The organism is Chryseobacterium vrystaatense, assembly GCF_000737765.1.
Classification (GTDB): domain Bacteria; phylum Bacteroidota; class Bacteroidia; order Flavobacteriales; family Weeksellaceae; genus Chryseobacterium; species Chryseobacterium vrystaatense.
In genome coordinates this window covers 194,483-219,769 of the sequence record NZ_JPRI01000012.1, presented here as the reverse complement: position 1 = coordinate 219,769, position 25,287 = coordinate 194,483, and the positions used below count along the sequence as shown (strand labels likewise).

Below are 25,287 nucleotides of genomic sequence, written 5' to 3'. Positions count from 1 at the left end.
AGAAAGATCATGAAGTTGTCAGGATTTAAAGTCATTTTGCTGATAGGAGCTATTGTTTTCCTTTTCATGCAGAATACCATGCAGCAATACCGCATAGATTACGGAGAAGTGGTAGAACAGTACAAAAAGCCAATACAGCACTGGCCTGCACCTTCTATAGATGCAGACGTAAGCTGGAAGGAATTTGAAGCGATAGAATGGGATTCCAATTATTACGATACACAGGAACTTCCGGAAGTGATGTTGGGAAAGAAACTGTTTTTCGATCCTAAACTGTCTGCATCCAGTCAGATTTCTTGCAGCAGCTGTCACAATCCCGAACTGGGATGGGCAGACCGTCAGGAGGTTGCACTGGGTAATGACCATTTGCAGGGTAAGAGAAATACGCAGTCACTCTTTAATATTGCAGACAGATCATCCTATTTCTGGGACGGAAGAGCAAAAACTCTCGAAGAACAGCTGATAGGACCTATCTCTGCACACAATGAGATGAATATGAAACCGGAAAAGCTTGCGGGAAAACTATCCAAAGTGACAGAATACAGAAAGCTTTTTAAAGACGTTTATCGGACTGATAAAATTACTTTCGATCAGATCGCTAAGGCTTTGGCGGTATTTCAGAAAACCATCAGAAGCCAACCCAGCCGGCTTGATAAATTTATAAAAGGCGATCATAAAGCATTAAGTGATAAAGAAATTTACGGAATGCATTTATTCCGTACCAAAGCAAGATGCATGAACTGTCATAACGGGAAAAATCTCACCGACGAATCATTTCACAATATTGGTCTTACCTATTACAAAAGAGAATATGAAGATCTTGGGCTGTATAATATCACGAAGAAAACAGGAGATGTAGGGAAATTTAAAACGCCATCTTTGCGGGATCTGGAATATACCGCTCCATGGATGCACAATGGATTGATGGATGATCTTCATGGGGTTGTCAGTTTATACAACAGCGGAATGCAGATGATCAATCCAAGTCCGGAGGAGAAGAAAGCTGATCCCAATTTTCCGGTCACCGACCCCCTGATGAAACCATTGAAACTCAATGAGCAGGAAATAGATGCCATTGTTGCTTTTCTGAAGAGTATGTCGGGAAGTTATTATAAAATGCCCCGCCCGGAAATTCCAAGGAAATAAAACGCTGTCAAAGAATTATATTCTACGTTAATGTATCATTATAGACCTTATAGATTCTGAAGATCTATAAGGTTTTTTTATTGTATTAATCATTCCTTCAGTCATTAATAATAAAAATGACTGGTGAAAAAATAGATAAACGAATCCGCTGTTTCAATAATATAACTTATCTCACTGCCATTATCTTTTTTAGAGGGATCAGTATCTACTTCATAGATATACTGAATATTTCCTTCTATATAAGTTTCAATAGCTAAATGAAGCTTCCAGTAGATCTGAAACACGGAAATTTTTTCAAGCATTGATGTTTCATCTGTTCCCATAAAACTGGAGTTTTGCATTTCCCATTCATCTGATCCCGAAGCTCCCATTGCTGCAATAACAAATGATGTAAAATCAGGGATCTCACTTTTCTGTACTTTAATCAACCTGAAAATAATTTCATCCTTATTAAAAATAGTTTCAGTCATATCTTTCTTGGATATAAGAAAATCAAAGTCTCGGTTCTTTAGTCTTTCAGTGAGCAGAGAGGGATTGAATGGCATTTTTTATTCTTATATTAAAATTAATGGTATTTTTAACGGGTCATAAGTCATAGAGTTCATTGAAGCAACTTTATTTAATGATGATGCTCACCTTCAAAACTAATACAATTTTACATCATGAAACAATTTCAGTTCAACGATTTTCCAAATGTCACAGGCAGCAGAGTATCATTACGTCAGATTACGGATAATGATATTCCGGACCTTATTGAAATTTCGTTTTACGATGCCGTTCGGGCAGAGAATGTTCATCAGGCAGCAGAAATGCAGGCAAGAATCAATCAGGACTGTTTAGATGGAAATTCTATTCACTGGGGAATTGTAGATAATGAAACCAATAGGATGGTGGGGACCTGTGGATATTACCGGGGATTGGATAAAGGAGAAGGAGAGCTGGGATGTGTCTTATTACCTCAACATTACGGTAAAGGATATATGACCGCCGGAATGTCCCTGGCTATTGATTTTGGACTTCATACAATGGGGCTGAAGCGCATATGGGCAGCAACAAGCCTTCAAAATGGTCCTGCTATTAAGCTGCTTGAAAGACTGGGCTTTGTAAAAACCGCAGATGTATCAGATGACGAGATCGAATATGAATGGAGAAAAAATAATGACCTGTAATGTTGTGATCTCGTAAGGATAAGACTCCTTATTTTTGTGGAATTTTAAATTTTTCGTTTTTTAAAATCGCGTTTATAGCCTCTGAAATTTCAAAGAGTTTTCCGTGGTAGTTATTGCTCAGTAAAATGATGGTTACTTTCGTTTCTATATCTGAATACAGGAGGGCTTCAAAGTTTCCCGCTCTGCCATCGTGAGAATGTTCTTTTAACTTTTTATTTTCAAACTTTGCACTTCCTAAGGCAGACTGGCTGTCTGTAATATTAAAACGTTGACCCAATTCATAAAGAGAATTTTTACTGACCACTTTATCGGAATGCAGGCTGCCGGCCCATTTCAACAAATCAAAAGTTGTTGTATAGGTTCCGCCTGTAATTGGTAATTCCGCTCGATCCGGTACAGATTGATTATTAAACCCCTGAGCCACATTTTTTTCGCTGTCAAGCGGAGTCATCAGCGAAGAGTTCATTGCCAAAGGCTGGAATATAAATTTTTCGACATAATTTTTAAAAGGAACCCCTGTAATTCGTTCTATTATAAATTGCCTCAGAAAAAGATTGCTATTGTTGTAATCATAATCAGCACCCGGTTTAAAAGATAACTGATCGACCAGCATCAAGCCGTTAAAAATATCTTTATCATTTTTAATACTCTTCCAATTGACGTTAGGAATTCCACTTGTGTATTGTAACAGATTCCTGATGGTAACTTCATGAGCCCAGTCATTAAGTTCAGGAATGAATTTAGAAACAGGATCAGACAGTTTCAGTTTTCCCTGTTCTTCCAGCTGCAGTAAAGCAGCAGCACTAAACTCTTTAGTAATAGAGCCTAAATGAAATCTGTATTGATCTGTTAACTGAATTGTCTTTGAGGCATCAGCAAATCCAAATGAAGCTTTGTAAATTATTTTATCATTCTTCGAGACAAGTACATTACCATTAAATTCGCCAGCTTCATAAGCAGATTTTATTAGTTTATCGATTTGATTAACTTCTTGTTGTACATCAGATTTTGAGTTTTTTTTCTTTTGACTAAAACAAAAAAGGGTACAACATGACCAACATAAAATTAAAGCGGATTTCAGCATTTTTTATAGATTTTCTAACGGTAATTAATTAAAGGATAAATAGGCGAAACGAATATTTCTGATGGATCAGGAACTCCTGTTGAATTCCAGATTTACCAAGAATCAGATCAATAAAACAAATTCTGAATGAAGTATGGTGAGCAGAATTACGGAGAACTTTTTCATGGTTAAATGTATGGTATTAGCTGCCGCAAATATAATCTTTATTTTCAACGCATTCGAAAATATGTAATGGGTCAGATAGAGTTAAATAAAGCAGTATTGAAATCAGGGGCTAAAAAATGTACCACATATTCTGCAATCACCTCAGAAATTTATACCCTACAAACTAAAATTACTTATATTTAGATAGATAAATGCAAGAGGGAATTCAATATTGATGCGGCAAGATAGTTGTAGTTAATAAAAAACCACACAATTTAAAAGCATATGAATTTACAGTTAAACGCACATTCTAAGGTAGGAAATACTCAGACTGACGGTTTCCGTCAGGATGTTCTGGAAGGCTTAACAGCCAATCCCAAAAAGTTATCTTCAAAATATTTTTATGACAAAACAGGCGACCGGATTTTTCAGGAAATTATGGCCATGCCGGAATACTATCTCACCCAATGCGAACTGGATATCTTCAAAAATAAAACGGCAGATCTTGCCCGTCTTATCACTTCAGAAAAAGAACCGTTCGATTTAATTGAATTGGGTGCAGGAGATGCAATGAAATCAACATTCTTGCTGAGATACCTTGTTGAAAAAGGAATTAAATTTACCTATATGCCCATAGATATTTCAGGCAACATTCTTTCTGTCTTACATGAAAAACTAAATAAAGAGCTCCCTGATCTTGATATTGTTTCTTTGGAAGGCGAATATTTCGAAATGCTTCACAAGGCAGCATCACTTTCGGACAGAAGGAAAGTGATATTGTTTTTGGGAAGTAATATTGGCAATATGGATATCGGTGAAGCTGAAAATTTCTGCGCTGATCTCAACAGTAATCTGGTATCCGGAGACCGAATCCTGATAGGTTTTGATCTCAAGAAAAATCCACATACTATTTTAAATGCTTATAATGATCCTAATGGAATTACAGCAAGATTTAATCTTAATCTTCTGACGCGTATCAACAGAGAACTGCATGCAGATTTTGACCTGGAACAGTTCAGGCATTATCAGACTTATGATCCCATAACCGGAGCCTGTAAGAGTTATCTGGTAAGTCTTAAAGATCAGAAAGTCCTTATTGAAGATCACAGCATTTCATTTAAAGAAAATGAACTGATTGATATGGAAATTTCACAAAAATTTTCCGCTGAAAAAATAGAGGAATTGAGAACAAAATCAGGTTTTGAAACAGTAGGAGAAATCAGGGATTCTAAAAAATGGTTTGTAGATGCTGTTTGGCAGGTAAGTAATAAATAATGAATAGTGAATAATGAATAATGAAAAATGAAAAATGAATAATGAAGAGTGAATAATGAAAAATGAAGATTCTAAAGTAACTTATTAAAACTAAAGAACATGACACCAGAAATTGCAACATCAGATTTAGTAAAAAAATACATCAATATCCGAAAGTATTCTGAAGAAATATGTGCCCCTTTAGAAATTGAAGATTATGTGGTACAGCCTATTGTGGATGTAAGTCCTCCGAAATGGCATCTCGGACATACCACCTGGTTTTTTGAAACCTTTATTCTGGTTCCCAATTTTCCTGATTATAAAGTCTTTGATCCACAATATAATTTTGTTTTTAACAGCTATTACGAAACGATCGGGGCGAGAGTAATCCGTACTGACCGGGGAAATCTGAGCCGCCCTTCCGTTTCCGACATTTATAGGTACCGGGAATATGTCGATGAGCATATGAAAGCTTTTCTAGAAAGCAGTTTTTTGAATGAGGCCGTTGAACCGCTTCTGGAACTGGGGCTCAACCATGAACAGCAGCATCAGGAGTTACTGATCACGGATATTAAATATATTTTAGGACATAATCCACTTTTTCCAGCCTATAAAAAAGAGACTTCTTTCAAAAGAAAAAAAAATACAGCTGCCGGAATGATAAAGTTTTCGGAAGGAGTTTATGACATTGGTTTTGATGGAAAAGGCTTCTGTTTTGATAATGAATTGGGAAGACACAAAGTATATCTTAATGAATTTGAAATATCAGATCAGTTGGTCACCAACAGAGAATATCTTGAATTTATGGAAGCTGGAGGCTATACTGATTTTAAACACTGGCATGCCGAAGGTTGGGATTGGGTAAAACAAAACCATGCAGAATCTCCTCTCTACTGGCATTATATAGATGGAAAATGGATGAATTATACCTTAAACGGTTTACAGGAAATTGATCAGGATGATGAGGTCTGCCACATCAACTTTTATGAAGCCTCTGCTTTTGCATCCTGGAAAGGGATGCGCCTGCCCACTGAAGCTGAATGGGAAACTGCATCTGCTCATTTCGACTGGGGAAATCGCTGGGAATGGACCAATTCCGCTTATTTACCGTATCCCGGCTTTAAAAAAGAAGCAGGTGCAGTAGGAGAGTATAACGGAAAATTCATGGTCAATCAAATGGTTTTGAGGGGTGCTTCTGATGCCACACCTCCGGGCCACAGCAGAAATACATACCGTAATTTCTTTCAGACAGGCCTTAAGTGGCAGTTTACCGGAATCAGACTTGCCCGATAATTTTTGCCTATGATTACAGTAGAATCAGTTTCAAAGAACTTTAACGGAAAACCTGCAGTTGATCATATTTCATTTCAGGCTTATGATCAGGAAATTCTGGTCCTTCTCGGAACGAGCGGTTGTGGCAAAACAACGACGCTTAAAATGATCAACCGTCTTATAGAAGCAGATTCCGGAAATATTTTAATTGATGGTAAAAATATCCGTGATCAAAAGGCCGAACAGCTCCGTATGGGAATAGGTTTTGTGATGCAGCATGCTGGGTTATTCCCTCATTACACTATTAAACAGAATATTGCCGTCGTTCCCGAACTTTTGAAATGGGACCGGAAAAAAACAGAAAAAAGAACAGAAGAACTCCTGGATAAACTCCATCTTGCCGAAGATATTCTTTCCCGGTTTCCCAATGAACTGAGCGGAGGCCAGCAGCAAAGGGTAGGAATCGCAAGAGCTTTGATCGCCAATACGCCCGTTTTGCTGATGGATGAGCCTTTCGGAGCACTGGATAATATTACAAAAGCGGATATTCATTCTGAATTTAAGTCGTTGGAAGAACTTAAAAATAAAACCATTATACTGGTTACGCATGATGTACAGGAAGCTTTTGAATTGGGACACAGGATTTGTTTAATGGATAAAGGAAAAATTATTCAGACGGGAACTCCCAAAGAAATGCTTTATCGTCCTGAGAACAGTTTCGTCAGTGGATTTTTTGCTGAAAACCGTCTGCTTCTGGAATATAAGATAGCAACTTTGAAGGATGCAGGTCCTTTTCTCAATTCAGAAAATCAATATGATGAATTTAAATTTGTTGAAGATACCAGTGTTTGGGATGCTTTACAGAAACTGAGTTCAGATCATAAAAATACAGACCAGTATGAAGACCTGATCAGGGCATTCAATGATTACCGAAAATTACAGATCGTATGACGCAGCAAAGTCTTTGGCAGTTTATTATTGAACAGCAGGAAAAACTACTCACCCAGATCGTCCAGCATTTGGGGCTTACCTTTCTGTCCTTAATCCTTGCGATCATCATCGGACTGCCTCTGGGAATTCTGATTGCCAGAAAAAGGAAACTGTCCACTCCCGTATTGGGAGTTGCAGGTATTTTACAGACCATTCCGAGTATTGCTTTGTTAGGGTTTATGATTCCGGCTTTTGGGATAGGCGCTAAACCTGCTATTATTGCATTGCTGATCTACGCTCTTTTACCGATTATCCGTAATACCTATACAGGAATTACAGAAGTGGATCCGACTGTTATTGAAGCGGCAACAGCGATGGGAATGAACAGAAGCCAGCTTCTTTTTAAAGTGAAGCTTCCTTTGGCTATGCCTGTGATCATTGCCGGGATAAGAACAGCAGCAGTGATCAACGTGGGAGTGGCTACTTTGGCATCCTTTGTTGCAGCCGGAGGTTTGGGTGAATTTATCTTTGGAGGGATTTCACTCAATAATACAAACATGATTCTGGCAGGGGCAATTCCTGCAGCCTTGTTGGCTGTTTTGCTGGATCAGACCATTGCTGTTGTCCAGAGATCCGGATACCGTCTGTTTCAGAAACTGAAATATGTGGTTCCGGTTATTCTTATCATTATCGGAGCGGCTTATCTGATCACATCTGTTTCAGGAAATAAAATAAAAGCAGGTTTTACTCCGGAATTTATGGGAAGGCAGGATGGTGATCTGGGATTGCGATCTGTTTACGGACTTAATGTAAATCCTGTTGTGGTAAATGATGCCATTATGTACAAAGCAGCCTATGAAAAAGAACTCGATCTGATCAGCGGATATTCTACCGATGGCAGAATCAAAGCTTTTGATCTCTATGTCCTGAATGATGATAAGAAAATATTCCCCCCATATTATGCAGCACCCGTTATCAAAACAAAAACACTGCAGAAATTTCCGGAACTTGAAGAAACTTTGAATTTACTGGCAGGCCAATTCAACGACTCCATTATGACCGATCTGAATTACAAATCGGATTACCTCAATCAGACTCCTGAAAAAATAGCCAGGGACTTTCTGATTAAAAATAAATTATACAAAACTTCCCGAAAAGGAAATTCCGGGACTATACGAATAGGGTCAAAAATTTTTGGAGAGCAGTACATTCTTACCGAAATGTATAAAATGCTGATCGAGGGCTACACAGATTATAAAGTGGAAACAAAAACGGGCCTGGGCGGAACTAAAATCTGTTTTGATGCCCTGATGAACGGAGCCATAGATTTTTATCCGGAATATACAGGAACCGGCCTTCTGGTGCTGTTAAAGCCTACCGAACAAACGGTAAAAGAGGTTACCCAAAGTGCCGGTAAAACCTATGAATATGTCAATTCCGAATTTGAAAAACAGTATGGAATCCAATGGCTGAAGCCCCTTGGGTTTAATAATTCCTATGCTTTGATGATGCGCAGAAAACAGGCTGAAGACCTGAAGATAAAAAGTATATCGGATCTTAAAAAATACTTTGATGTAAAGTAAAATACAGGATCTGTAATACGTTGGATTATTTTTTTTTAAATGATAAATATTTGATTTACAATAGGTATTAAGCCTAACGGTTGTTAGTCGTAGTACTACTACACTTTTTGATATTTATGGTTAAACGGGCTTATTGCGAATTTAATATTCTATATTTGGTGAAATAGATAACATCAAATCACAGAATATTAATTACTAAAATTTACCAATCATGGCAGAAAAAAATTCAAGAGGAATTCTAAAATTCAACGGTGGCGAAGGGCAGAAACTATTAAGACTTAACTATAGTGTATCCCGTTCCACAGACGTATCCGGAAGAGTAGCATCAGATCCATCTAATGCGCTGATCAAAATCACAGTAGAAGCTACAGAAAAGTCTGATATTCTGGAAAGTCTTCTTAACGGAAAATATAAGCCTACAACCGGAGAAGTGACATTCAACAAATCTCACGAAGAAGGAACACTGACTACTTTGAAATGGGAGAACGGATATGTGATTCAGCATGAAGTAGATTTTGATGCCGTAGATGAAAACAGTATGTACATCAGTTTCATTATAAGTGCAGAACTTATCGACTTGGGTACCTCTTCTTACAAGGCAGAATGGCCTACTTCTTAGAGTAAAATTTCTTAAAAATTTTTTAAAAAATTATCAGACAGAATGGTGTATCCGGCGTTAGGAATGCCGTTCTGTCTTTTTTTGTCTCTAATGACTGCTGTTCAGATAGTAACGGACAGGATTACTCATTTATCAGGAGAACTGAAAAATAGACATGATAATCGCATTTTATAACGGGAATTTTTTTTAACTTTATAGAGCATCTGTATATTTTTTTAATTTTTTTAAAAAGTAAGAACCCCAAAAAATACATTAAATAATATGGATAAAAATATCTCAAATTCTGACAAGATTGCAGAGAATAATATTCCTGGAATCAACCGTGTGGTGAAACTTGATATTGTGATTGATGGTAAAATCATCAAGCATTTTAAATATTTCCGTCTGCAGCAAAGTGTAAGAAAGCATCATGAATTTGAACTTATCCTTGCCAATGATACTCTGTCTGAAAAACAAAATCATGAGCTGGAACAGGCCAACAGATTTTTAGGAGGAAGACTCACTGTAAATATCACCTATAAAGACGTTGAAAATAGTCCGGAAAGAACTTTTGTGGGGGTTATTACAAAAGTTGGCTTTAGCCAGGAAAATCACAGTCTTGGAAACATTGTATTGAAAGGCTACAGTCCCACGATATTATTGGACGCTGCTCCTCATACCCAAAGCTTTGGTGGAGCACAACCCGTCAATATGGGCATCATTGCAACGGACATTATCAAGCAGGGAATAGAAAGCAGCAAGTTTGATGTAAAAATCAATGCTAAAGCATCTTCTCAAATTCTCTATAGTGCTCAGTATGAAGAAACACACTACAACTATCTTTGCAGAATGGCAGAAGCCTATGGTGAACAGTTCTACTACGATGGCGAAATTCTGCACTTTGGAAATATGCCGCCCCAAAATAAAGCATTGGAACTGGTATATGGAAGTAGTGTTTCCGATGTCAGTATTGAATTAAAAGCTGTGCATATCAAACCCAGTTTTTACGGGTATAACAGCAGTTCCAATACTAAGCTCAGTTCCGGAGAAACTCCTATAAAGCATATGGGAAATTTAGCAAAAACAGCTTATCAAAACAATGCGGGAATATTCAAAACACCGTCATTACAGGTTGCTCCCATAAAAGCAGCCACAGATATGGACGTGGTCATTTCCCAAACCTCTACATCAGGAAGCAGGGCAGTAGAAGTCTTTACCGTATCGGGAGGAACAACTCTTCCTTTTTTATATCCGGGATGTATTGCAGATATTAAGATGCGGAAAACAGATAGCAGCCAGACCGCCTATTTTACAAAACTGATGATGACTGAAGTTATTCATGAAGTGGATACCTTAGGAAACTATACCGGGAAATTTGAAGCGATAGCTTCAGACACAGGCTATATTCCTAAACCTGAATTTGTGGTACCCATTGCACAGCCGCAGATCGCTACCGTAATTTCCAATACTGATCCTCAGGGACAGGGCAGGGTAACCGTGAGATTCGACTGGCAGATGAATGACCATACCAATTTTATCAGAATGATGTCTCCCGATGCAGGAGGAACAGATCAGATCAGTCAGAACAGAGGATATGTAGCTATACCCGAAGTCGGCGATCAGGTAATGGTAGGTTTTGTGCACAACCATCCGGACAGACCCTTCGTAATGGGAGGAATGTTCCATGGCGGAACTGCTTTGGGAGGCGGGTTGAACAATCATTTAAAATCCATACAGACGAGAAGCGGAATCAGGATTTTAATGAATGATGCAGAAGGAAGTGTCAACATTGTTGATCCGAGCGGCAACAATTATTTTATGGACGGAGCAGGGAACATTATAGTTACAGCTCCTAAAAATATGACATTCAATGCAGGTGAGAACCTGAGTATTAATGTTGGAAAAGATATGAAAACAAGCGTCGGAAATGATAATGCTGTTCATATTATAAATAATCATCAGTTCACGTCAAAAAATTACCAGCAGACCGTTAATGAAAATAAAACCATCAATATAACCGGTGATTTGAAAGAGAGTACTTCTACAACGACTCATAAGGCGAAAAATGGAGATATTTTACTGCAGAGTGCAGGAGTGGCCAAAATGCTGGGTAAAATAGATGCCAAAGTCAATAAAGGCTAAAAGCTTCTGTCACTCAGACATTAAAATCAACATTCGCTGCCAATGCAGGATGTTATAAGTGTAGGTATTTTTATCAGTAATACAGTTCTGAATGTATTGATCATGATGCTGATGGCAAAAATTTTAAATTATGACGGAGCAGTTTTCAATTTAATTCAAAGGCAGCATTAGCAATCAGAGATGTAGTCCTGTAAAATAGGAAATCAATTAATATGAAAGCTCAGTTGTGGTAAAGGTATTAAAGAATAATTTTTTTAAACAATGAACAAATCAATACAATATTTATTAAGCTTATTATTCTTTATTCAGATCTCGTGTCAGGAAAAGAAAGATCATAAAAAAACAAAAGCAATGACAAAATATGAATGGCTTGATGCTACCTCAGCCCCGTTAGGCTATCCAGTAGATGTATATCGTGGAGGACTTGAATCTTCAGATGGAGAATTTACCAGTCTGTATAGTGGAACAACCGGTGGATCATGGGGGGAAGCCAACAGAGGGATGAGTAATGGAATAAAAAGCGTTCCCGATCATCTGCACGTCATTTGGGTTTCCTATGCTGAAAAAATATTTTATGAGATCGATACAGACATTGATTACGACAAGATGTACGCCCTCTTTCAAAAGGGATATTTGGTGCCGTCAACGAGTAAAGATAACCCTCAGCCCAGAAAAGAAAACTATGATCAGATTATTGTAGGATTTGCACCCGGAGGTACCGTTGTCGTTTGGCTTTCCGGAGCAGGGAGACAGATAGAAATAGGAAAATACCAGGGAAAAAAGATCGAAATACCAAAATCTGAAATCGATGCCCTGAGCCCTGGACCTCAGAAAAATATGTTTGATGCGGAATACCAGCGTAAGGTGATGCACGAGTTTGGAATTGTTCCTAAAGAAGTGGCACAGGCAAACGAAGGGAAGTCTATCCCTTACAAATTATGGGATACGTACAGACAAAGGTATAACTGGAGGACGGTATTTGAATTTCCCAATAAGGGAATTACTGATGAGGTCGACTATTATTTATTAAATGGAGAAAATGAATTCTTATTTGGTGATACGCAGATCAAAGAATATAAAAATATCCCGGAAGAACTGAAATGGAATAGCCCCAAAGAAAGAGCGGTTCCCCAAAAAATATATTTCAGTTGGTTTGAAGATAAAGAAATCTATGAGGGAACAATAAGTTTTGACCAGCATGAGATTACGAAAGCATTTGAAAGCTTGAGCAAAGAAAACAGCAAGAATGAAATTAAAATAGTAGTTAGAGTTAATGAGCTTAGGAATTTTGCCTCCGTACAATTAGAAAAAGGAGGGCAGCAGATTTGGCTGAAAAACAATAAAATAACTATTAATTAGGAACAAAAAACACTTATTAATTCTTTAATTATGAGTATAACATTTGTTTATAACACAGGGAATCCCCAACCTCCGCCTCCGGATGAACTCCACCTTACTTTTGGGGTGTTTTTTGACGGAACCAGGAATAATCTGAAGAATACTGAAATCCGTAAAAAGGTTCAGGGAAAAGGAGAATTTCGCAATATCTCGGCAACAGAAGAAGAAAGAAAAATTTTTGAAAAATATGCTAAAGACGATAATAGTTTTGGCAATGATTTTACCAATGTTGCACGGAAGTATATGTGTACACAAAGGGCAAGTTATTCAATTTATGTAGAGGGAATTGCTACCATTGATAAAGCCGATGATGAGGGAGGAGGTTTCAAATATGGCCGCGGAAAAACAGGCGTCATCGGAAAGGTAAGAATTGGTTGTACAGCTTTGGCCAAAGCAGTGAAAAAAGGAAATGATGAAGGGAGAAGCAAGAAAAAGCTGAAATCCATAGTACTTACTGTTGATGTCTTTGGATTTAGCCGGGGTGCTGCAGCCGCACGGAACTTTGCCTATAATTTGCAGATGGGAGCATATGCGCCCAAAGCTTATTATCCACCAGTGCAGGGTGCAAGCAGAATTGATGTAGATCATGAGACAAGTGAATTTATGTCCATCGAAAAATCGTGGGTAAAAGATGGAATGCTTCCTAAATTCGGACATTTGGGAACAGCGCTTTTACAGGCAGGATTAGACCGGGAACTGGTAGATTCTATGACCATTCATACGAGATTTATAGGGGTATATGATACTGTGGCATCTTACGATCCTACATGTCTTCTTCTTCCGAGCTTTCAGAAGAAAGTGGGTGAACTCCATCTGCATGAGCTGGGTTCACCGAGAAAGGCTGTACATTTTACAGCTGCTGATGAACATCGGGAAAATTTTTCCCTGACAAGATTCCTGCCGGTAGACCTTAAATCAGGTATTGAAAGAAACTTTCCCGGAGTACACAGTGATGTGGGCGGAAGTTACAATCATGATGTACTGTCTGCAGCGGAAATCAGTGAAAGCGGCTACAAGCCAGATCCTGCAGAAGGGGTTACTGAAAAAGAATACGTTTGGCTTGAAAAGGCTTATTTTTCAGGATCACTAGACGCTTTCAGGGATGAATTAATAGAGCAGGGCTGGTTCAAAAGAGATCAGCTGGCTATTGAAGCACACTGGAAATACACCCTTACCGGAACCCGCTATCTGTATAGAGGATATAGTTTTATACCGCTTCATTTTATGTGTGACTACGCTTTGCCGTATCTTAATGAAGAGGACAATAACCTGTTCTATTCAAAAATATTGGCAGATTATGCTTTAAATGATACTTTCTTAGATGAAGTAAAGGCCTATATGAAAGATCATATTATAGAAAAGAATGAAAAATGGACGCTTAAAGGAAACTTTAAACATGAAGCTGAACCGGAAATCGAAGAAGAAAGCAATGCAGAGGTCCCTGTAGCAACTGCTGCTGACCGTGCAATTCCTGCTATACAGCTGGAAGAGGTAGTGGTTACAGCCTATAAGTCTGATTATCTTCTCAGAAAACTGAAAAATAGATATTTACACCGATCTGCAAAAATTAATACGTTAATGGACAGCCTTGCCTATTCACCTACTGATGATCGGAAAAGAATGGAGTTTTAAACGATAAACAAATTGATATTGGAACACCCTCTAAAGAATTTCTGCAAAACCTATAGATTGGAAACACTCGTAATTTCTAATCCTGATACTTCTTACTGTAAAGAAAAAAGTTATGTGAGAACAGCAGAGGTTTATCATTTGGGAAATGAAAAAGGCTATTTTAAATATCATGTTTTAGTTGTTGATTTCAATTTTTCAAACGACGATAATGCGATGGGAAAATTTTTAAAACAAATCAGTTACTTATTTGATGAGTTGGAATTAACGGTTGATAAAGACGGGAATATTATTGAAGTTAATAACCTTAGTTTTCTTCGTTTAAGATGGATGAAAATAGCTGCCAGACTTTCAGAAACCCACAAAGGTGAAGTTATAGATAACTATTTCAGCCAGATAAACAGTGTTCTTGAAGATGAAAGCAGGCTGATCGATTTTTTAGGCGGTTACAATATGTTTGGATTGCTTTTCAATGGCTTATTACAGTCATTTGATACGAAGAGAAAGAGAGAGTCTCCTGATGGATTTACAGAAATCGTCACCCCTGTAAAAGATGGAGATACAATCACGTTAGTAATTTCTCCTGAAAATCTGGACCAAACTGAGGTTGATGATTTCAGAGGGTTATTTGTATTTAAAGCAGATCATTATGAGGAAGGCTTTACAGAAGTCAAAAAACATAATACCCACTTAAAACATTCATTATTATGGATAGGCTAGATAAAGATACAGAAGCTACCTCTCCGGATACTCAGAATCAGGGCGCCACACAGGATAGGGATCAGATCAAGGCTGACAACAGCCGGAAAATGGAAGACAAGCGTGCTGAAAATGAGGAAAAGGATAAAGTTGAAGATGGATTGCTATTATCAATACATCAGGCAAAGATAAAATTCAATGCCCATTTGGGTGAATTTAAAGTTTTAAATGATGTACCTACCACACAAGGTAAGCTTACCGGAACAATTGTGGAAAAAAAGATTCCGAACTTTACATTTTATGACGGTTTTAAGATGATATCCCTTGTTGAATGGCAGGATTTCGGAACGGCTAAAGTACAGGATAATTTTGTATTATTAAAAAAATCAACGTTGCCGGGAATAGGCAAACTGCCGGGAAATATACCACCTGAAACAGGAAAGATAGAGTTTGTAACTTCCGGACAGATTAATAAGCCGGGAAGTATTGACGCGGAGGGGGCGCCTGTGCCTTCTAGCCCCGTTTCTGTGCATATTGGCAGGGTAATCAGAGGGAACCCATATGTAGAAAAAAATGCATCAGCAGTAGCAGGAGTGCCCGACAGTGTTCCTTTAAATAAAACCTATGAAGTGGAAGTTACAATAACAGGAAAAGGTTCTGTTGATTTAGCAATTATAAATTCAAATGCAGACAACGGGAATGCCAGTGTTACACCTTCTACTATTACAACCACTACTAAAGTAATTATCAAAGGGACTGCAATGACAAACCCGGGGCATGGCGGACAACTTAAAATTGAAGCTAAAATAGGAGGTGTGGTAAAGGCTACGTCACAAGGTTTTTCGGTGTGTTGCCATGCCATTAATTTTAGTAGTGTATTTTATCAGGACGTTAACCAACCTAATGCAATTGGAGTAAAAGTGGAAAACTTATGGGAGTCAGATAGTGGTTCTAATGCAGACCTGATTAATTTGCAAAGAAGTGAAGTCGTAAAATATAGTGGGCTCACTAACGATAATCCTCCATTTCCTCCATTATCAAGTCAAAGCAGTCAAAATTCTAGCTGGAAAGCTGGTTATCCCGGTGCAGGTATGATTATAATAGATTCGCATACAATTCCAAGATCATATATAACACTAGGAAAAAGTGGGATTATGGAAGCTCATCAATTATTTAAATATAAATGCGCTTGTTGTGGAGCTTTAGATATTGTTGTTCCAAATTCCGGATTTAGACGAACTCATGAAATTTTTAACACTGGAACGAAGGCGTCTCCTATATGGAAACATAAAACAACCAAAACAGGGTTTGCAGTAACAATAGGGGGATTGAGTACATTGCCTGCAAATGCTAATGTAGTTAGTCCTGACCATAATTTACCTTAAAATATTAATTATGAAAAATTTAATATTTATACTTTTACTTATCAATATGCAATGTGTAGCTCAAAACAGCAATAATATGAAAGATAATATAAACGTTACCTTTTCAGGTGGTCAAGAAAAAAATATAATAAATGGGATAATTCCTGCTATTCTTACCATTAAAAATAATACAAATAAGGAAATTTTTGTTTTGTTATTCTATCCTAATCCCAATGATATATCTTTTGATTGTCAACAACCTTTTGTAGAGAAAAAAAATAGAGGTTGGAATCTTAGTGAGGAAAATATTCCTATTAAAATACAGTCAGGTGAAACATATAAAAATGTATATTTTTTAGGGCGTTATTTTAAATTTTTGAAAGATGGAAAATTTGATATAATTTACGACTTAGAATTATCAGCTGGTACAGGAAATACTCAATCTGAAAGTATTTCATACAAAGGTAATTTTCCAATTCAAATAAGTAGTGGTTCCAATGAAGAATTAAAAAAACAACTTTCATATTATTCTGAAAACCTGAAATCGGACAATAGAAAAATAAAAGAGGAGTCCGCCGAAGCACTTTCTTTTGTCGAAAACCCATTGTCTGTAGATTATATTACTCCGATGCTATCCATAGAGAATTTAGAAACAAAAGGTATTGATGCATTGAGTAAATTTAACACTCCTCAAAATCAAAAATTGATAAGTAAAATGCTTTCTCACAGAGAATCTGATGTTGTTTCAAAGGCTATTGAAGCATTGCATAAAATGAAAGTCGAAATTCCAAGAAAAGAATTTATTTCAATGCTAGCTTCAGAGAATACTGATATTGTTTTTTTGGGATTAGAAAATTTAGAAAAGAATCCTAATAAAAATGATATGGGATTGGTGAAACCTGTACTTAATTCTTTAAATGATACAGTTGCTGAAAAAGCAAAAGGATATTATGATTTATTAGAAAAAATGAAGTAAATATCTCTCAGTTTTATAGAGGATGGATTGAAAGAAAAGAATTTACGAAAACTCTAAAATTATTTTTTAAGTATGATGAGTTGTGTATCTCTAAAAAATATAATATTGTTTTTGAAAAAAAAGATTTTTGGTATAATGAAGCTGTTTTGTTAAAAAAAAATACCTGATTATAAAAACATATCAGCAATTAAGAAAAATTATTCTCTTAAAAATGGTAAATTATATAATAAGAAAAAAATAGCAGATAGTATTGAAATATACTACTTGATTAATCCTCAAACGATGTACGTTTCGAAAATTCGTAATGGCACGCCCATTGAACAAATCATAAATGTTGAGGATCATCCGCAGCCAAGTATGTATCATGTACAATACCACACTAATGGTGATATTTTATTTAAATATCTTAATAAAGAAAGCTTTTTAGCCAATGGAAATGGTTATTTAAAAATATATCATTATGGAGTTTGGGATGGGAAAAACCAAAAATATGTAGAAGGCAGTATAAAAGGCGAAGGTGAAGTAAAAAGCAATTTTAAATTAGGCGAATGGAAATATTACAATAAACAAGGCAGAATGGACAGTATAAAAACTTATTCATTAGAGGATTCTGTGGATGTACGTTTTCCATATTGTATTTTCAATAAGAAAGAGCCCTGTTATTAAATGATTTATAAATGATTACTCCAATTTTAGCAGGAAAAACAGCAATTGCTATTTAATACATTCATTACCATGGATAGAATAGACAAAGATACACAAGTTGACATTCCCGAAACTCAAAGTCAGGATACAGCTCAGGATAGTGACCAGATCAAGGCCGCCAACAGCCAGAAAATGGAAGAAAAGCGTGCTGAAAATGAGGAAAAGGATAAAACAGAAGACGGCCTGAAAGTGGTCATAGATACCGCCACTTTGGAATGTATATTATGTACCGTTCCCATAGGAATCATGAAGGTCAATTATGACACTCCTACCATACAGGAAAAGAAAACAGCAACGATAAAAGAGAGAGGACCTAAAAGTCTGGTTTTTACGGGAACCTGTAAAAAAAGTCCGCAAATGGCAGCGCCATGTGCTTCAGTTATGAATGTAAGAGACTGGCAGGATGTGGGTACTTATTTGTCCCAGGAACAGTTTGTGCTCTTGCAGAAAAGTACCATTCCCTGTACGTATGGAGGAGTTGATATCAAAATCACAGACAGCGGACAGATTCATCAGCCAGAAAGCATTGATGCGGCCGGAGCACCAGTGCCTGAATCAAAAGAAAAGATCAATGGCAACTTCTATAATTATAACGGAACTTTTGAAGGAAGCGTAAAAGGCCAGAAAAAAGGAAATGAAACCGATGTATATGCATGTGAAGGGAAAGGGACAGAAGAGGATATTTATAAGAGTCCTAAAAAACTGAATATTGTCCATAGTGATTTCCAGAAAGTTTGTAATATTATTAAACATGAAGGCCTGTCATCAGAAAAAGAAGAATATCTTTATATAGCCCATACCAATTATAATGAAGCAAAAAGAGTGGGAAAAACAATGTTTCAGTTATTGAATTCCAGCTATTCCAGTGTAGAGGCTAAAGATAAAGTGGAAATGAAAACCTCGGAAAAAGACACCATATCTTTGCATTCCAGAGCAGGAGCCATTGATGCTCTTTTAAGAGATGTGGATGATGTTAAAACAGATCCTACGGATAATGCAACACAATGGGACGGTGAAGACTTTTTGGCGTGGGGAATTGATACGGACTTAAAGCCTGACAGTAAAACAAAATATGGTCATAATAAATTTGATGAGTATGATTATATAAAAATCAGCAAGAGCCTGTATGATTCCTTTGTTGCTAAGGTAACAGGAAGAAGAGGGGATACGCTGGCGTACACCTCAGTACATGATGAGGGCTGTGATAAAGGAGTCCATACACACAAAACGGTAAAAGAAAAAAATAAAGCAGTTTATGCACTTCCTAATGCTGATTTTGCAAAAGAAGACTACTGGACCACAGGTAATTTTTATTTTAAGAATGCGGCTAAGCAATCTTTTGGTTTAGAGGCAACCCGGGTGGCCGGATATACTATATTTTGGAAAAAAATAAAAATTTAATCAATGAAGAAATTAGCATATATATTACTCACTCTGGTGGCTTTTCATGTCAACACATGGGCACAGGCACCAAAATCATACAGCATAACTCATATCGTTAATAAAACGATTGATAAGGGAGAATATGTAGATGACCGGAGAGTGGATAAAAAAGATAAAATAAGTACGGACAATTTAATTTACATACTCAATACAAAAAAAGACAGTGTAAGATTCTATGATTTCAATGATTCTCCGGTATCAGAAAAAAAAGTTCCCAACCTATGTACTTTGGTAAAGAATCAAAATGGTGTTTTGTTAACGTACCAAAATGAAAGTTACAGTACCAAACTTAACATTTCATTCAATGATAAGGAAAAAACTGTTTTAGTTGGTGATAAGGATATCTTTTATCTAAACGATTCGTACTATAAATATATTCGTCAAAGTATTGGTGATCATGCAAGCATTCCTGCTGTGATTGACTTCTTAGAGGATTTTTTAATAAATTATAATCTGGATGATTTAAAATACATTTCATCGTACGAAAAATACAGGCATAAAGATTTTAAAATAGTAAAAGCTTATATGGAATCGTACCGAACCCAGGCAAGTGATTATCTGGACAAATGGAATGTGAAATTTTCATATACTGAAGCAGGAGTACCAAAATACATCTTAAAAGAGTCTACAGAAGGTGATAAGGAGTTAGAGAAAAAACTGGTATCTGCTGGTAAAGGAGTTTTTAAATATACAAAGCATACCAATGCAGAAAGCAGGCTTATTACCGACAGTGAGATTCTGATAGATACGAACAAAAATACTTATGAGGAAAAAGTAACATCACTTCAGGTAGGTCTTGGAAAAGAAACAAGATATGAAATTAAGCCCATCTCCAGTAAAAGTTTTCCTTCCAATGAATGTATACTGACATCAGGGAGTATTTCAAAAATGAAGTCATCAAAATAAGAGAATTAATTACATATCCCGCTCTTATAAAGTAAGGTGTAGTAGAATCCACATAAGCAGATCACAAAATTTCTGTAATGGAAATTCTGAAGTTAAAAAAAGGCTGTTTCAATACATGATACAGCCTTTTTGCTTTTTTTACACCGATGATTTATAGTATAAATCGTTTTTGATACTGAACAGAAGTCGGGAATATCAGTTTTTAATCAATTTTTTAGTGATGGATTTTCCATTTTTCATTCTGATTTCCAGAATATAGACCCCACTAGGAAGAGGAAACAGATCGATCTGATTGTTTTTGAAGACCATCGGAAGCTTTTGGCCCGCGGTATTGAAGACGTTAACTGCATCTATTAAGCTGTCCGCTTTGATATTCACGATGCCTTTTGTCGGGTTGGGATAAATTCCAACAGAAGGAACTGTTTTAATATCAGACGTTCCCAGTGACGGATCTCCTTTGATGCATCTTACCGACTGACCACTGTCACGTCCGGCACTATTCATGAGAGACGAAAACTGGCTGATGTATAAATGTTCTCCTGATCCTGTATAAGCGGATGGAGTAGAGGTCCATAAGTAAAGTCTTGTACCGGGAGAGAAAATCCCACTGTAGTCTTTTATACCTGCCGGAACCAATTTCAGATTACTGTCCAGACCAGAAGTAATATCAGAAATATTTTCAGTTTCAATCATGTGTTCCACCTCTGTTTTTGAAGGCATCTTCCAGGAGGTTCCTATAGCCTTACAAGGGTCAATTCCGTTGATGTCGCTTAAGGATGAGGTTGAAGAGGCACTCCATTGATCAGTAGTTTGTCCGTCAGACCACCAGTTTGAACTGGATTGATAAGCCGCAGAGTGGAACGAACCACTTCCCGAGCCAATACCGTTGGGATTATTTGGAGAAGGAGCGTTGCCGGCGAGAGAAGAATTTCTTAATTGATGACCGTCGTCCCATCTTCCCCACTGAAACAAATCACCATAGGCATCCGTATCATAAAATGAAGAAGCAGTTTGCGTACTGCCTAAATTCTGCTGAAGCCAGATTTTACCGTCAGCACCACGTACAGTACTGTAGGTTACAGACTGTCCTCTGTATGGGAAAGTTACACATCCCGTATCACCAGGGTTATTTCCCGGATCCGTATTGTTGCAAAGCTGCGGATTGCCGGCTGGCAGCGGAATTCTTTTCACTTTGGTACCATCTTCGGAATAGGCAAGGACCAGATAGTTGTGGGTATTGTCCACAGCAAGATCATTATATTTAGCTTCATCATCAGAAATAAAATCCCCTCCGAAAGGAATCCAGTTCTGAGTAGCGGCATCAAGTTTATACACTGTATTTCTCAGGAAATTATCATCTTCCCATCTGCTGGCAGCCACATAGGGAACACCTGAAGCTGTTACTGCAAGCGCAAGATGCTGTACTTTTCCGTCTGAGAAATTGGCATTTCCAATCTGCGTCCATGCAGTACCGTCAAACTTTTTTACATTGATCTTTTTCCCTGAAGCCGTAGAAGACACATAAGCCGCGTAAAGATGGTTGTTTCCATCGATGGCCAGATCAGAAGAATACTGTTCTCCCGATGAAGAAGCGTCTACAATACTTCCTCCTACCAGCGACCATGCATCAGAAGCAGAAGCTGTTACATTGTTCTGATAGACCCTTAATCCACCGGAAACATTGGAGGTATACACCATATTATTGGTTCCGATTACCATTTCTGCAAATTCAGCTCCGTTGGAGAAGCCTGTATTCCCAACCTGTTCCCATGTACCGTTTACGAAACGCTTTACTGTTCCTGAACCATAAGATCCATAGGTGAAAAGAATATTCGATGGAGATACTGCAGAAGCCTGATAATTGGTTGTGCTGCTTGTAATAGCCGGAAGCTGATTCCAGGAAGTACCGTTGAAATGCCTTGCCTCGAAGCCCATTCCCTGATTGGTATAGTAGACATCTGTACCGGAAGTATTGGTTGATAAGGAACTAAATGTTGCGTAACTTGTTGTAATACCTGGACCTCCCCCTAAATAAGACCAGGAGTTTCCATTGAACTTCTGAACAGAACCTTTTGAAACTGACAGGTCATAATAGGAAAGATAATAATTTCCAGCATTGTCAATTACCAGATTATTGAAACTGCTTCCACCAACCGAAACATTTTGCAGGCCGCCTACATCTTCCCATTGCTGAGCATTAACCTGACCAAGGAAAAGTAAACCGAATCCCAGTCCGATTTTTTGAATTACTGAATGTGCAATCGTGTGCATGTGTTATTGTTTTTATTTATTCTAAATTATTTTGCGAAATTAGACGAGAAAAACAAAATACAATTATCATTTTCAACTAATCTGTTATCTCAGCATATGGATTTAGATATAAAATTTCTGTTCAAAAGCAAAATCTAAGCACATTTCTATTATTCAGTTTAAAAATATTGTCTATTTTTGGTCAAACAACCTTTTATGGTACTCAATAAATGGAATATAGTTGTGATTTGTGCAATCGATTGCATTTTGAACATGAAATCTTTACCTGCACAAACTCAAATCCATGTAAAGAATACATTGGACTTTCCCAGAACTGAGATTGTTGCGATTCCGGTACGGCAGCTGGAAAACTTTCTGAGTAAGAATAAAAAACAGAACCTCAGAATAAAAAATATGGACGACCAGTCACTTCCCGTTCAGTGGATTGATTATGATGCTGACGGGATTGATGATGAAGTGCTTTTTCAGGCAGGTGTCGGTGCTAAAAAGACCAATGTGTACACTATTTCAGCAGGTGAAAATGGTCAGGTTCCTGAAAGCCGGGTTTCAGCATATTCAAGATTGGTCCCTGAGCGGGTAGATGATTATGCATGGGAAAATGATAAAGTTGCTTTCAGGGTCTATGGTCCGAAAGGACAGCTGGAAGCTTTGCAAGGTATTAAAAGCAGTACAATGTCCAGCGGTGTAGACATCTGGCTGAAGCGTACTGATCTTCCGGTTATCAATAAATGGTACAAAGGCTATCTTACTGATCCTATGTTTTATCACAGAGATACAAGAGGAGAAGGATATGACCCTTATCACGTGGGAAACAGCCGCGGAACCGGCGGAATTGGAATATGGACAAAAGATAGTCTTCAGGTTTCCCGTAATTTTGTTACCGCCAAAACCATTGCCGTAGGTCCTTTAAGAACAGTTTTTGAATTAACTTATCATCCCTGGAGTAAATATGGCGTCAAAGAAACTAAACGTATTTCACTGGATCTTGGATCCCATTTTTCAAAATTTGAATCCTTTTTTGTGGCAGAAAAGCAGGTTCCCAATTACACCATCGGAATAAGCCTTCATAAAAATGAAGGGGAGACCCTGCTTAATGATAAAGCAGGTTATTATCTTCACTGGGAAAAAATAGATGATGCTTTTGTTGGTGAAGGAATTGTGGTGGATCCAAAAATTGTTGAGAAATCACTCGCTTTCAAATCTGAAACACCCGATCAGAGCAATCTGCTGGTGGTGACAGAATCTAAGGAGAAGCTGGTTTACTATGCCGGATTTGCATGGCAGAAAACCGGCCTGATTCAAACCAAAAAAGATTGGGAACATATTTTGGAGAAGCAGGCACAGGTGCTAACGAATCCATTAATTATTAAAGTTAAATAAGAATTGTATTATGATAAAATCAGGAATTTCCGTGCTCCTTTTATGCTTTACAGGAATTGCTTCGGCTCAGGTTAAAGATACCCTTGCTGAAAAAATGCTACTGTATCAGCTTCCGGTCGGTGGTTGGGGAAAGCAGCTCAATGATAAGTCTGTCGTGAATTATACTACTCCGGTTGACAAAAATCTTCTAAGGAAAATAAAAGCCACAGGTGATGATCATGCAACCATTGACAACAATGCCACTTCCCGAGAGATCAACGCATTAATAAAGGCATATGCTGCTACAAAGAATCCGGAATATCTTAAATCAGCAGAAAAAGGAATCAGTTACCTTCTTCTGATGCAGTATAAGAATGGTGGTTTTCCGCAATATTACCCTAATACCGGGCTTTACAGGAAGCAGGTAACCTACAATGACAACGCGATGATCAATGCTTTGACGGTCCTTTACAATGTGGCAGAAGGGAAGAATGATTTTGATGTTGTAGATTCAAAACTCAGGGAAAAATCAAAAGCAGCCCTTCAAAAAGGTATCGAGTGTATCTTAAAAACTCAGGTTTTACAAAAAGGAAGTCCGTCGATCTGGGCAGATCAATACAATGAAATTACTTTACAGCCCGACAAAGCCAGGGCTTTTGAACCTATTTCTCTGGCAACCGGAGAGTCTGTAGGAATCATCAGATTTTTAATGATGCAGCCTGCAACTCCGGAAATTCAGAAGGCTGTTAATGCATCTGTACAGTGGTTTAAAGACAATAAAATCGAAGGCTACAGTTATAATGTTGGTAAAGAAAATGGTAAAACAGTAAGAGTTTTAGCAGAAGATAAAAACTCCGTCATCTGGGCAAGATTCTACGATATCAATACCAATAAACCTCTTTTTGGTGACCGTGACGGAAGTGTAAAGTATCATTACAATGAAGTATCAGAAGAAAGGAGAAATGGATACAGTTGGTTTGGCGACAGCCCGCAGAAGCTCATTGATAAAGAATATCCAAAATGGAAACTGAAGAATAATATGGGAGGTTGATGGGCTTTCTTTTGATTAAGAGGAATGCAGGGCTTAAGAATGAATGGGTTTGAATGTGTCATATTTAAAGCAATACTAGCTAAACCCAATCATAGTAAAACAGTTAAAATCTAAAATTTAAAGTCTAAAGTCTGACATCTGATATCTAAAATCTGATATCTCAT

The 25,287-nt window shown here is 37.4% G+C and carries 21 protein-coding genes; 18 read left to right on the top strand and 3 right to left on the bottom strand.

Annotated features, from left to right (window positions below; translation table 11 throughout):
* Positions 1-9: 9 nt before the first annotated feature.
* The gene (locus IW16_RS23315; RefSeq protein WP_034750446.1) at positions 10-1,146 is read left to right on the top strand and encodes a cytochrome-c peroxidase; all 1,137 of its coding nucleotides are present in this window, start codon (positions 10-12) and stop codon (positions 1,144-1,146) included.
* Between the two features lie 104 nt (positions 1,147-1,250).
* Here IW16_RS23315 and IW16_RS23310 read toward each other — a convergent pair whose 3' ends face one another.
* Positions 1,251-1,691, bottom strand: coding sequence for a hypothetical protein (locus IW16_RS23310; RefSeq protein ID WP_034750444.1), 441 nt, complete (start codon positions 1,689-1,691; stop codon positions 1,251-1,253).
* Positions 1,692-1,808: 117 nt separating this feature from the next.
* Here IW16_RS23310 and IW16_RS23305 point away from each other — a divergent pair, with 117 nt between their 5' ends.
* The gene (locus IW16_RS23305; protein ID WP_034750442.1) at positions 1,809-2,315 is read left to right on the top strand and encodes a GNAT family N-acetyltransferase; all 507 of its coding nucleotides are present in this window, start codon (positions 1,809-1,811) and stop codon (positions 2,313-2,315) included.
* Between the two features lie 28 nt (positions 2,316-2,343).
* Here IW16_RS23305 and IW16_RS23300 read toward each other — a convergent pair whose 3' ends face one another.
* Positions 2,344-3,399, bottom strand: coding sequence for a serine hydrolase domain-containing protein (locus IW16_RS23300; protein WP_084694609.1), 1,056 nt, complete (start codon positions 3,397-3,399; stop codon positions 2,344-2,346).
* A 429-nt stretch (positions 3,400-3,828) separates the two neighbouring features.
* Between IW16_RS23300 and egtD the strand changes: the two genes are divergently transcribed.
* The 14 genes from egtD (at position 3,829) to IW16_RS23230 (ending at position 20,442) form a co-directional block, all read left to right on the top strand.
* Complete coding sequence (gene egtD, locus IW16_RS23295) at positions 3,829-4,818, top strand: L-histidine N(alpha)-methyltransferase (protein WP_034750440.1); 990 nt, start codon at positions 3,829-3,831, stop codon at positions 4,816-4,818.
* Between the two features lie 99 nt (positions 4,819-4,917).
* Positions 4,918-6,090, top strand: coding sequence for an ergothioneine biosynthesis protein EgtB (gene egtB, locus IW16_RS23290; RefSeq protein ID WP_034750437.1), 1,173 nt, complete (start codon positions 4,918-4,920; stop codon positions 6,088-6,090).
* 9 nt (positions 6,091-6,099) lie between these two features.
* Positions 6,100-7,020: an ABC transporter ATP-binding protein gene (locus IW16_RS23285; RefSeq protein WP_034750433.1), complete on the top strand. Its 921-nt coding sequence runs from the start codon at positions 6,100-6,102 to the stop codon at positions 7,018-7,020.
* Positions 7,017-8,582 (top strand): ABC transporter permease/substrate-binding protein, encoded by a 1,566-nt coding sequence (locus tag IW16_RS23280; protein WP_034750431.1) that lies wholly within the window; start codon positions 7,017-7,019, stop codon positions 8,580-8,582. Before IW16_RS23285 ends, IW16_RS23280 begins: the two co-directional genes overlap by 4 nt.
* Before the next feature lie 211 nt (positions 8,583-8,793).
* Positions 8,794-9,201 (top strand): type VI secretion system tube protein TssD, encoded by a 408-nt coding sequence (gene tssD / locus IW16_RS23275; protein WP_034750429.1) that lies wholly within the window; start codon positions 8,794-8,796, stop codon positions 9,199-9,201.
* A 261-nt stretch (positions 9,202-9,462) separates the two neighbouring features.
* Positions 9,463-11,322, top strand: a complete 1,860-nt coding sequence (locus IW16_RS23270; RefSeq protein WP_228376984.1) for a type VI secretion system Vgr family protein — start codon at positions 9,463-9,465, stop codon at positions 11,320-11,322.
* A gap of 261 nt (positions 11,323-11,583) precedes the next feature.
* Positions 11,584-12,681, top strand: coding sequence for a DUF2931 family protein (locus IW16_RS23265; protein ID WP_034750426.1), 1,098 nt, complete (start codon positions 11,584-11,586; stop codon positions 12,679-12,681).
* Between the two features lie 30 nt (positions 12,682-12,711).
* Positions 12,712-14,352 (top strand): phospholipase effector Tle1 domain-containing protein, encoded by a 1,641-nt coding sequence (locus IW16_RS23260; protein WP_034750423.1) that lies wholly within the window; start codon positions 12,712-12,714, stop codon positions 14,350-14,352.
* Positions 14,353-14,409: 57 nt separating this feature from the next.
* On the top strand, positions 14,410-15,069 hold the full coding sequence (locus IW16_RS23255; protein WP_034750421.1) for a hypothetical protein: 660 nt from the start codon (positions 14,410-14,412) through the stop codon (positions 15,067-15,069).
* Entirely contained in the window at positions 15,057-16,433 is a 1,377-nt protein-coding gene (locus IW16_RS25955) for a hypothetical protein (RefSeq protein ID WP_051890665.1), read from the top strand. The genes IW16_RS23255 and IW16_RS25955 overlap by 13 nt, the downstream gene beginning before the upstream one ends.
* Before the next feature lie 10 nt (positions 16,434-16,443).
* Complete coding sequence (locus IW16_RS23245; protein WP_131327971.1) at positions 16,444-17,388, top strand: HEAT repeat domain-containing protein; 945 nt, start codon at positions 16,444-16,446, stop codon at positions 17,386-17,388.
* 264 nt (positions 17,389-17,652) lie between these two features.
* Positions 17,653-18,054 (top strand): hypothetical protein, encoded by a 402-nt coding sequence (locus IW16_RS23240; protein ID WP_131327970.1) that lies wholly within the window; start codon positions 17,653-17,655, stop codon positions 18,052-18,054.
* A gap of 69 nt (positions 18,055-18,123) precedes the next feature.
* Positions 18,124-19,494: a PAAR-like protein gene (locus IW16_RS23235; protein WP_034750416.1), complete on the top strand. Its 1,371-nt coding sequence runs from the start codon at positions 18,124-18,126 to the stop codon at positions 19,492-19,494.
* 3 nt (positions 19,495-19,497) lie between these two features.
* Positions 19,498-20,442 carry a hypothetical protein gene (locus tag IW16_RS23230; protein WP_034750411.1) on the top strand — a complete coding sequence of 315 codons (945 nt, stop codon included), beginning with the start codon at positions 19,498-19,500 and terminating at the stop codon, positions 20,440-20,442.
* Between the two features lie 195 nt (positions 20,443-20,637).
* Here the strand turns inward: IW16_RS23230 and IW16_RS23225 are convergent, their stop codons facing one another.
* Entirely contained in the window at positions 20,638-22,713 is a 2,076-nt protein-coding gene (locus IW16_RS23225) for a T9SS type A sorting domain-containing protein (RefSeq protein ID WP_034750408.1), read from the bottom strand.
* 252 nt (positions 22,714-22,965) lie between these two features.
* Between IW16_RS23225 and IW16_RS23220 the strand changes: the two genes are divergently transcribed.
* Both IW16_RS23220 and pelA read left to right on the top strand, forming a co-directional pair.
* A complete protein-coding gene (locus tag IW16_RS23220) occupies positions 22,966-24,093 on the top strand; it encodes a DUF4861 family protein (protein ID WP_051890660.1) in 1,128 nt (375 codons plus the stop codon).
* 10 nt (positions 24,094-24,103) lie between these two features.
* Entirely contained in the window at positions 24,104-25,123 is a 1,020-nt protein-coding gene (gene pelA, locus IW16_RS23215; protein ID WP_228376983.1) for a pectate lyase, read from the top strand.
* The last annotated feature ends 164 nt before the right edge of the window (positions 25,124-25,287 follow it).

Bases quoted from the DNA above. Each gene is read 5' to 3' on its own strand.
- IW16_RS23315 (WP_034750446.1), top strand. From the start codon at position 10: ATGAAGTTGTCAGGATTTAAAGTCATTTTGCTGATAGGAGCTATTGTT.
- IW16_RS23310 (WP_034750444.1), bottom strand. From the start codon at position 1,691: ATGCCATTCAATCCCTCTCTGCTCACTGAAAGACTAAAGAACCGAGAC.
- IW16_RS23305 (WP_034750442.1), top strand. From the start codon at position 1,809: ATGAAACAATTTCAGTTCAACGATTTTCCAAATGTCACAGGCAGCAGA.
- IW16_RS23300 (WP_084694609.1), bottom strand. From the start codon at position 3,399: ATGCTGAAATCCGCTTTAATTTTATGTTGGTCATGTTGTACCCTTTTT.
- egtD (WP_034750440.1), top strand. From the start codon at position 3,829: ATGAATTTACAGTTAAACGCACATTCTAAGGTAGGAAATACTCAGACT.
- egtB (WP_034750437.1), top strand. From the start codon at position 4,918: ATGACACCAGAAATTGCAACATCAGATTTAGTAAAAAAATACATCAAT.
- IW16_RS23285 (WP_034750433.1), top strand. From the start codon at position 6,100: ATGATTACAGTAGAATCAGTTTCAAAGAACTTTAACGGAAAACCTGCA.
- IW16_RS23280 (WP_034750431.1), top strand. From the start codon at position 7,017: ATGACGCAGCAAAGTCTTTGGCAGTTTATTATTGAACAGCAGGAAAAA.
- tssD (WP_034750429.1), top strand. From the start codon at position 8,794: ATGGCAGAAAAAAATTCAAGAGGAATTCTAAAATTCAACGGTGGCGAA.
- IW16_RS23270 (WP_228376984.1), top strand. From the start codon at position 9,463: ATGGATAAAAATATCTCAAATTCTGACAAGATTGCAGAGAATAATATT.
- IW16_RS23265 (WP_034750426.1), top strand. From the start codon at position 11,584: ATGAACAAATCAATACAATATTTATTAAGCTTATTATTCTTTATTCAG.
- IW16_RS23260 (WP_034750423.1), top strand. From the start codon at position 12,712: ATGAGTATAACATTTGTTTATAACACAGGGAATCCCCAACCTCCGCCT.
- IW16_RS25955 (WP_051890665.1), top strand. From the start codon at position 15,057: ATGGATAGGCTAGATAAAGATACAGAAGCTACCTCTCCGGATACTCAG.
- IW16_RS23245 (WP_131327971.1), top strand. From the start codon at position 16,444: ATGAAAAATTTAATATTTATACTTTTACTTATCAATATGCAATGTGTA.
- IW16_RS23235 (WP_034750416.1), top strand. From the start codon at position 18,124: ATGGATAGAATAGACAAAGATACACAAGTTGACATTCCCGAAACTCAA.
- IW16_RS23230 (WP_034750411.1), top strand. From the start codon at position 19,498: ATGAAGAAATTAGCATATATATTACTCACTCTGGTGGCTTTTCATGTC.
- IW16_RS23225 (WP_034750408.1), bottom strand. From the start codon at position 22,713: ATGCACACGATTGCACATTCAGTAATTCAAAAAATCGGACTGGGATTC.
- IW16_RS23220 (WP_051890660.1), top strand. From the start codon at position 22,966: ATGAAATCTTTACCTGCACAAACTCAAATCCATGTAAAGAATACATTG.
- pelA (WP_228376983.1), top strand. From the start codon at position 24,104: ATGATAAAATCAGGAATTTCCGTGCTCCTTTTATGCTTTACAGGAATT.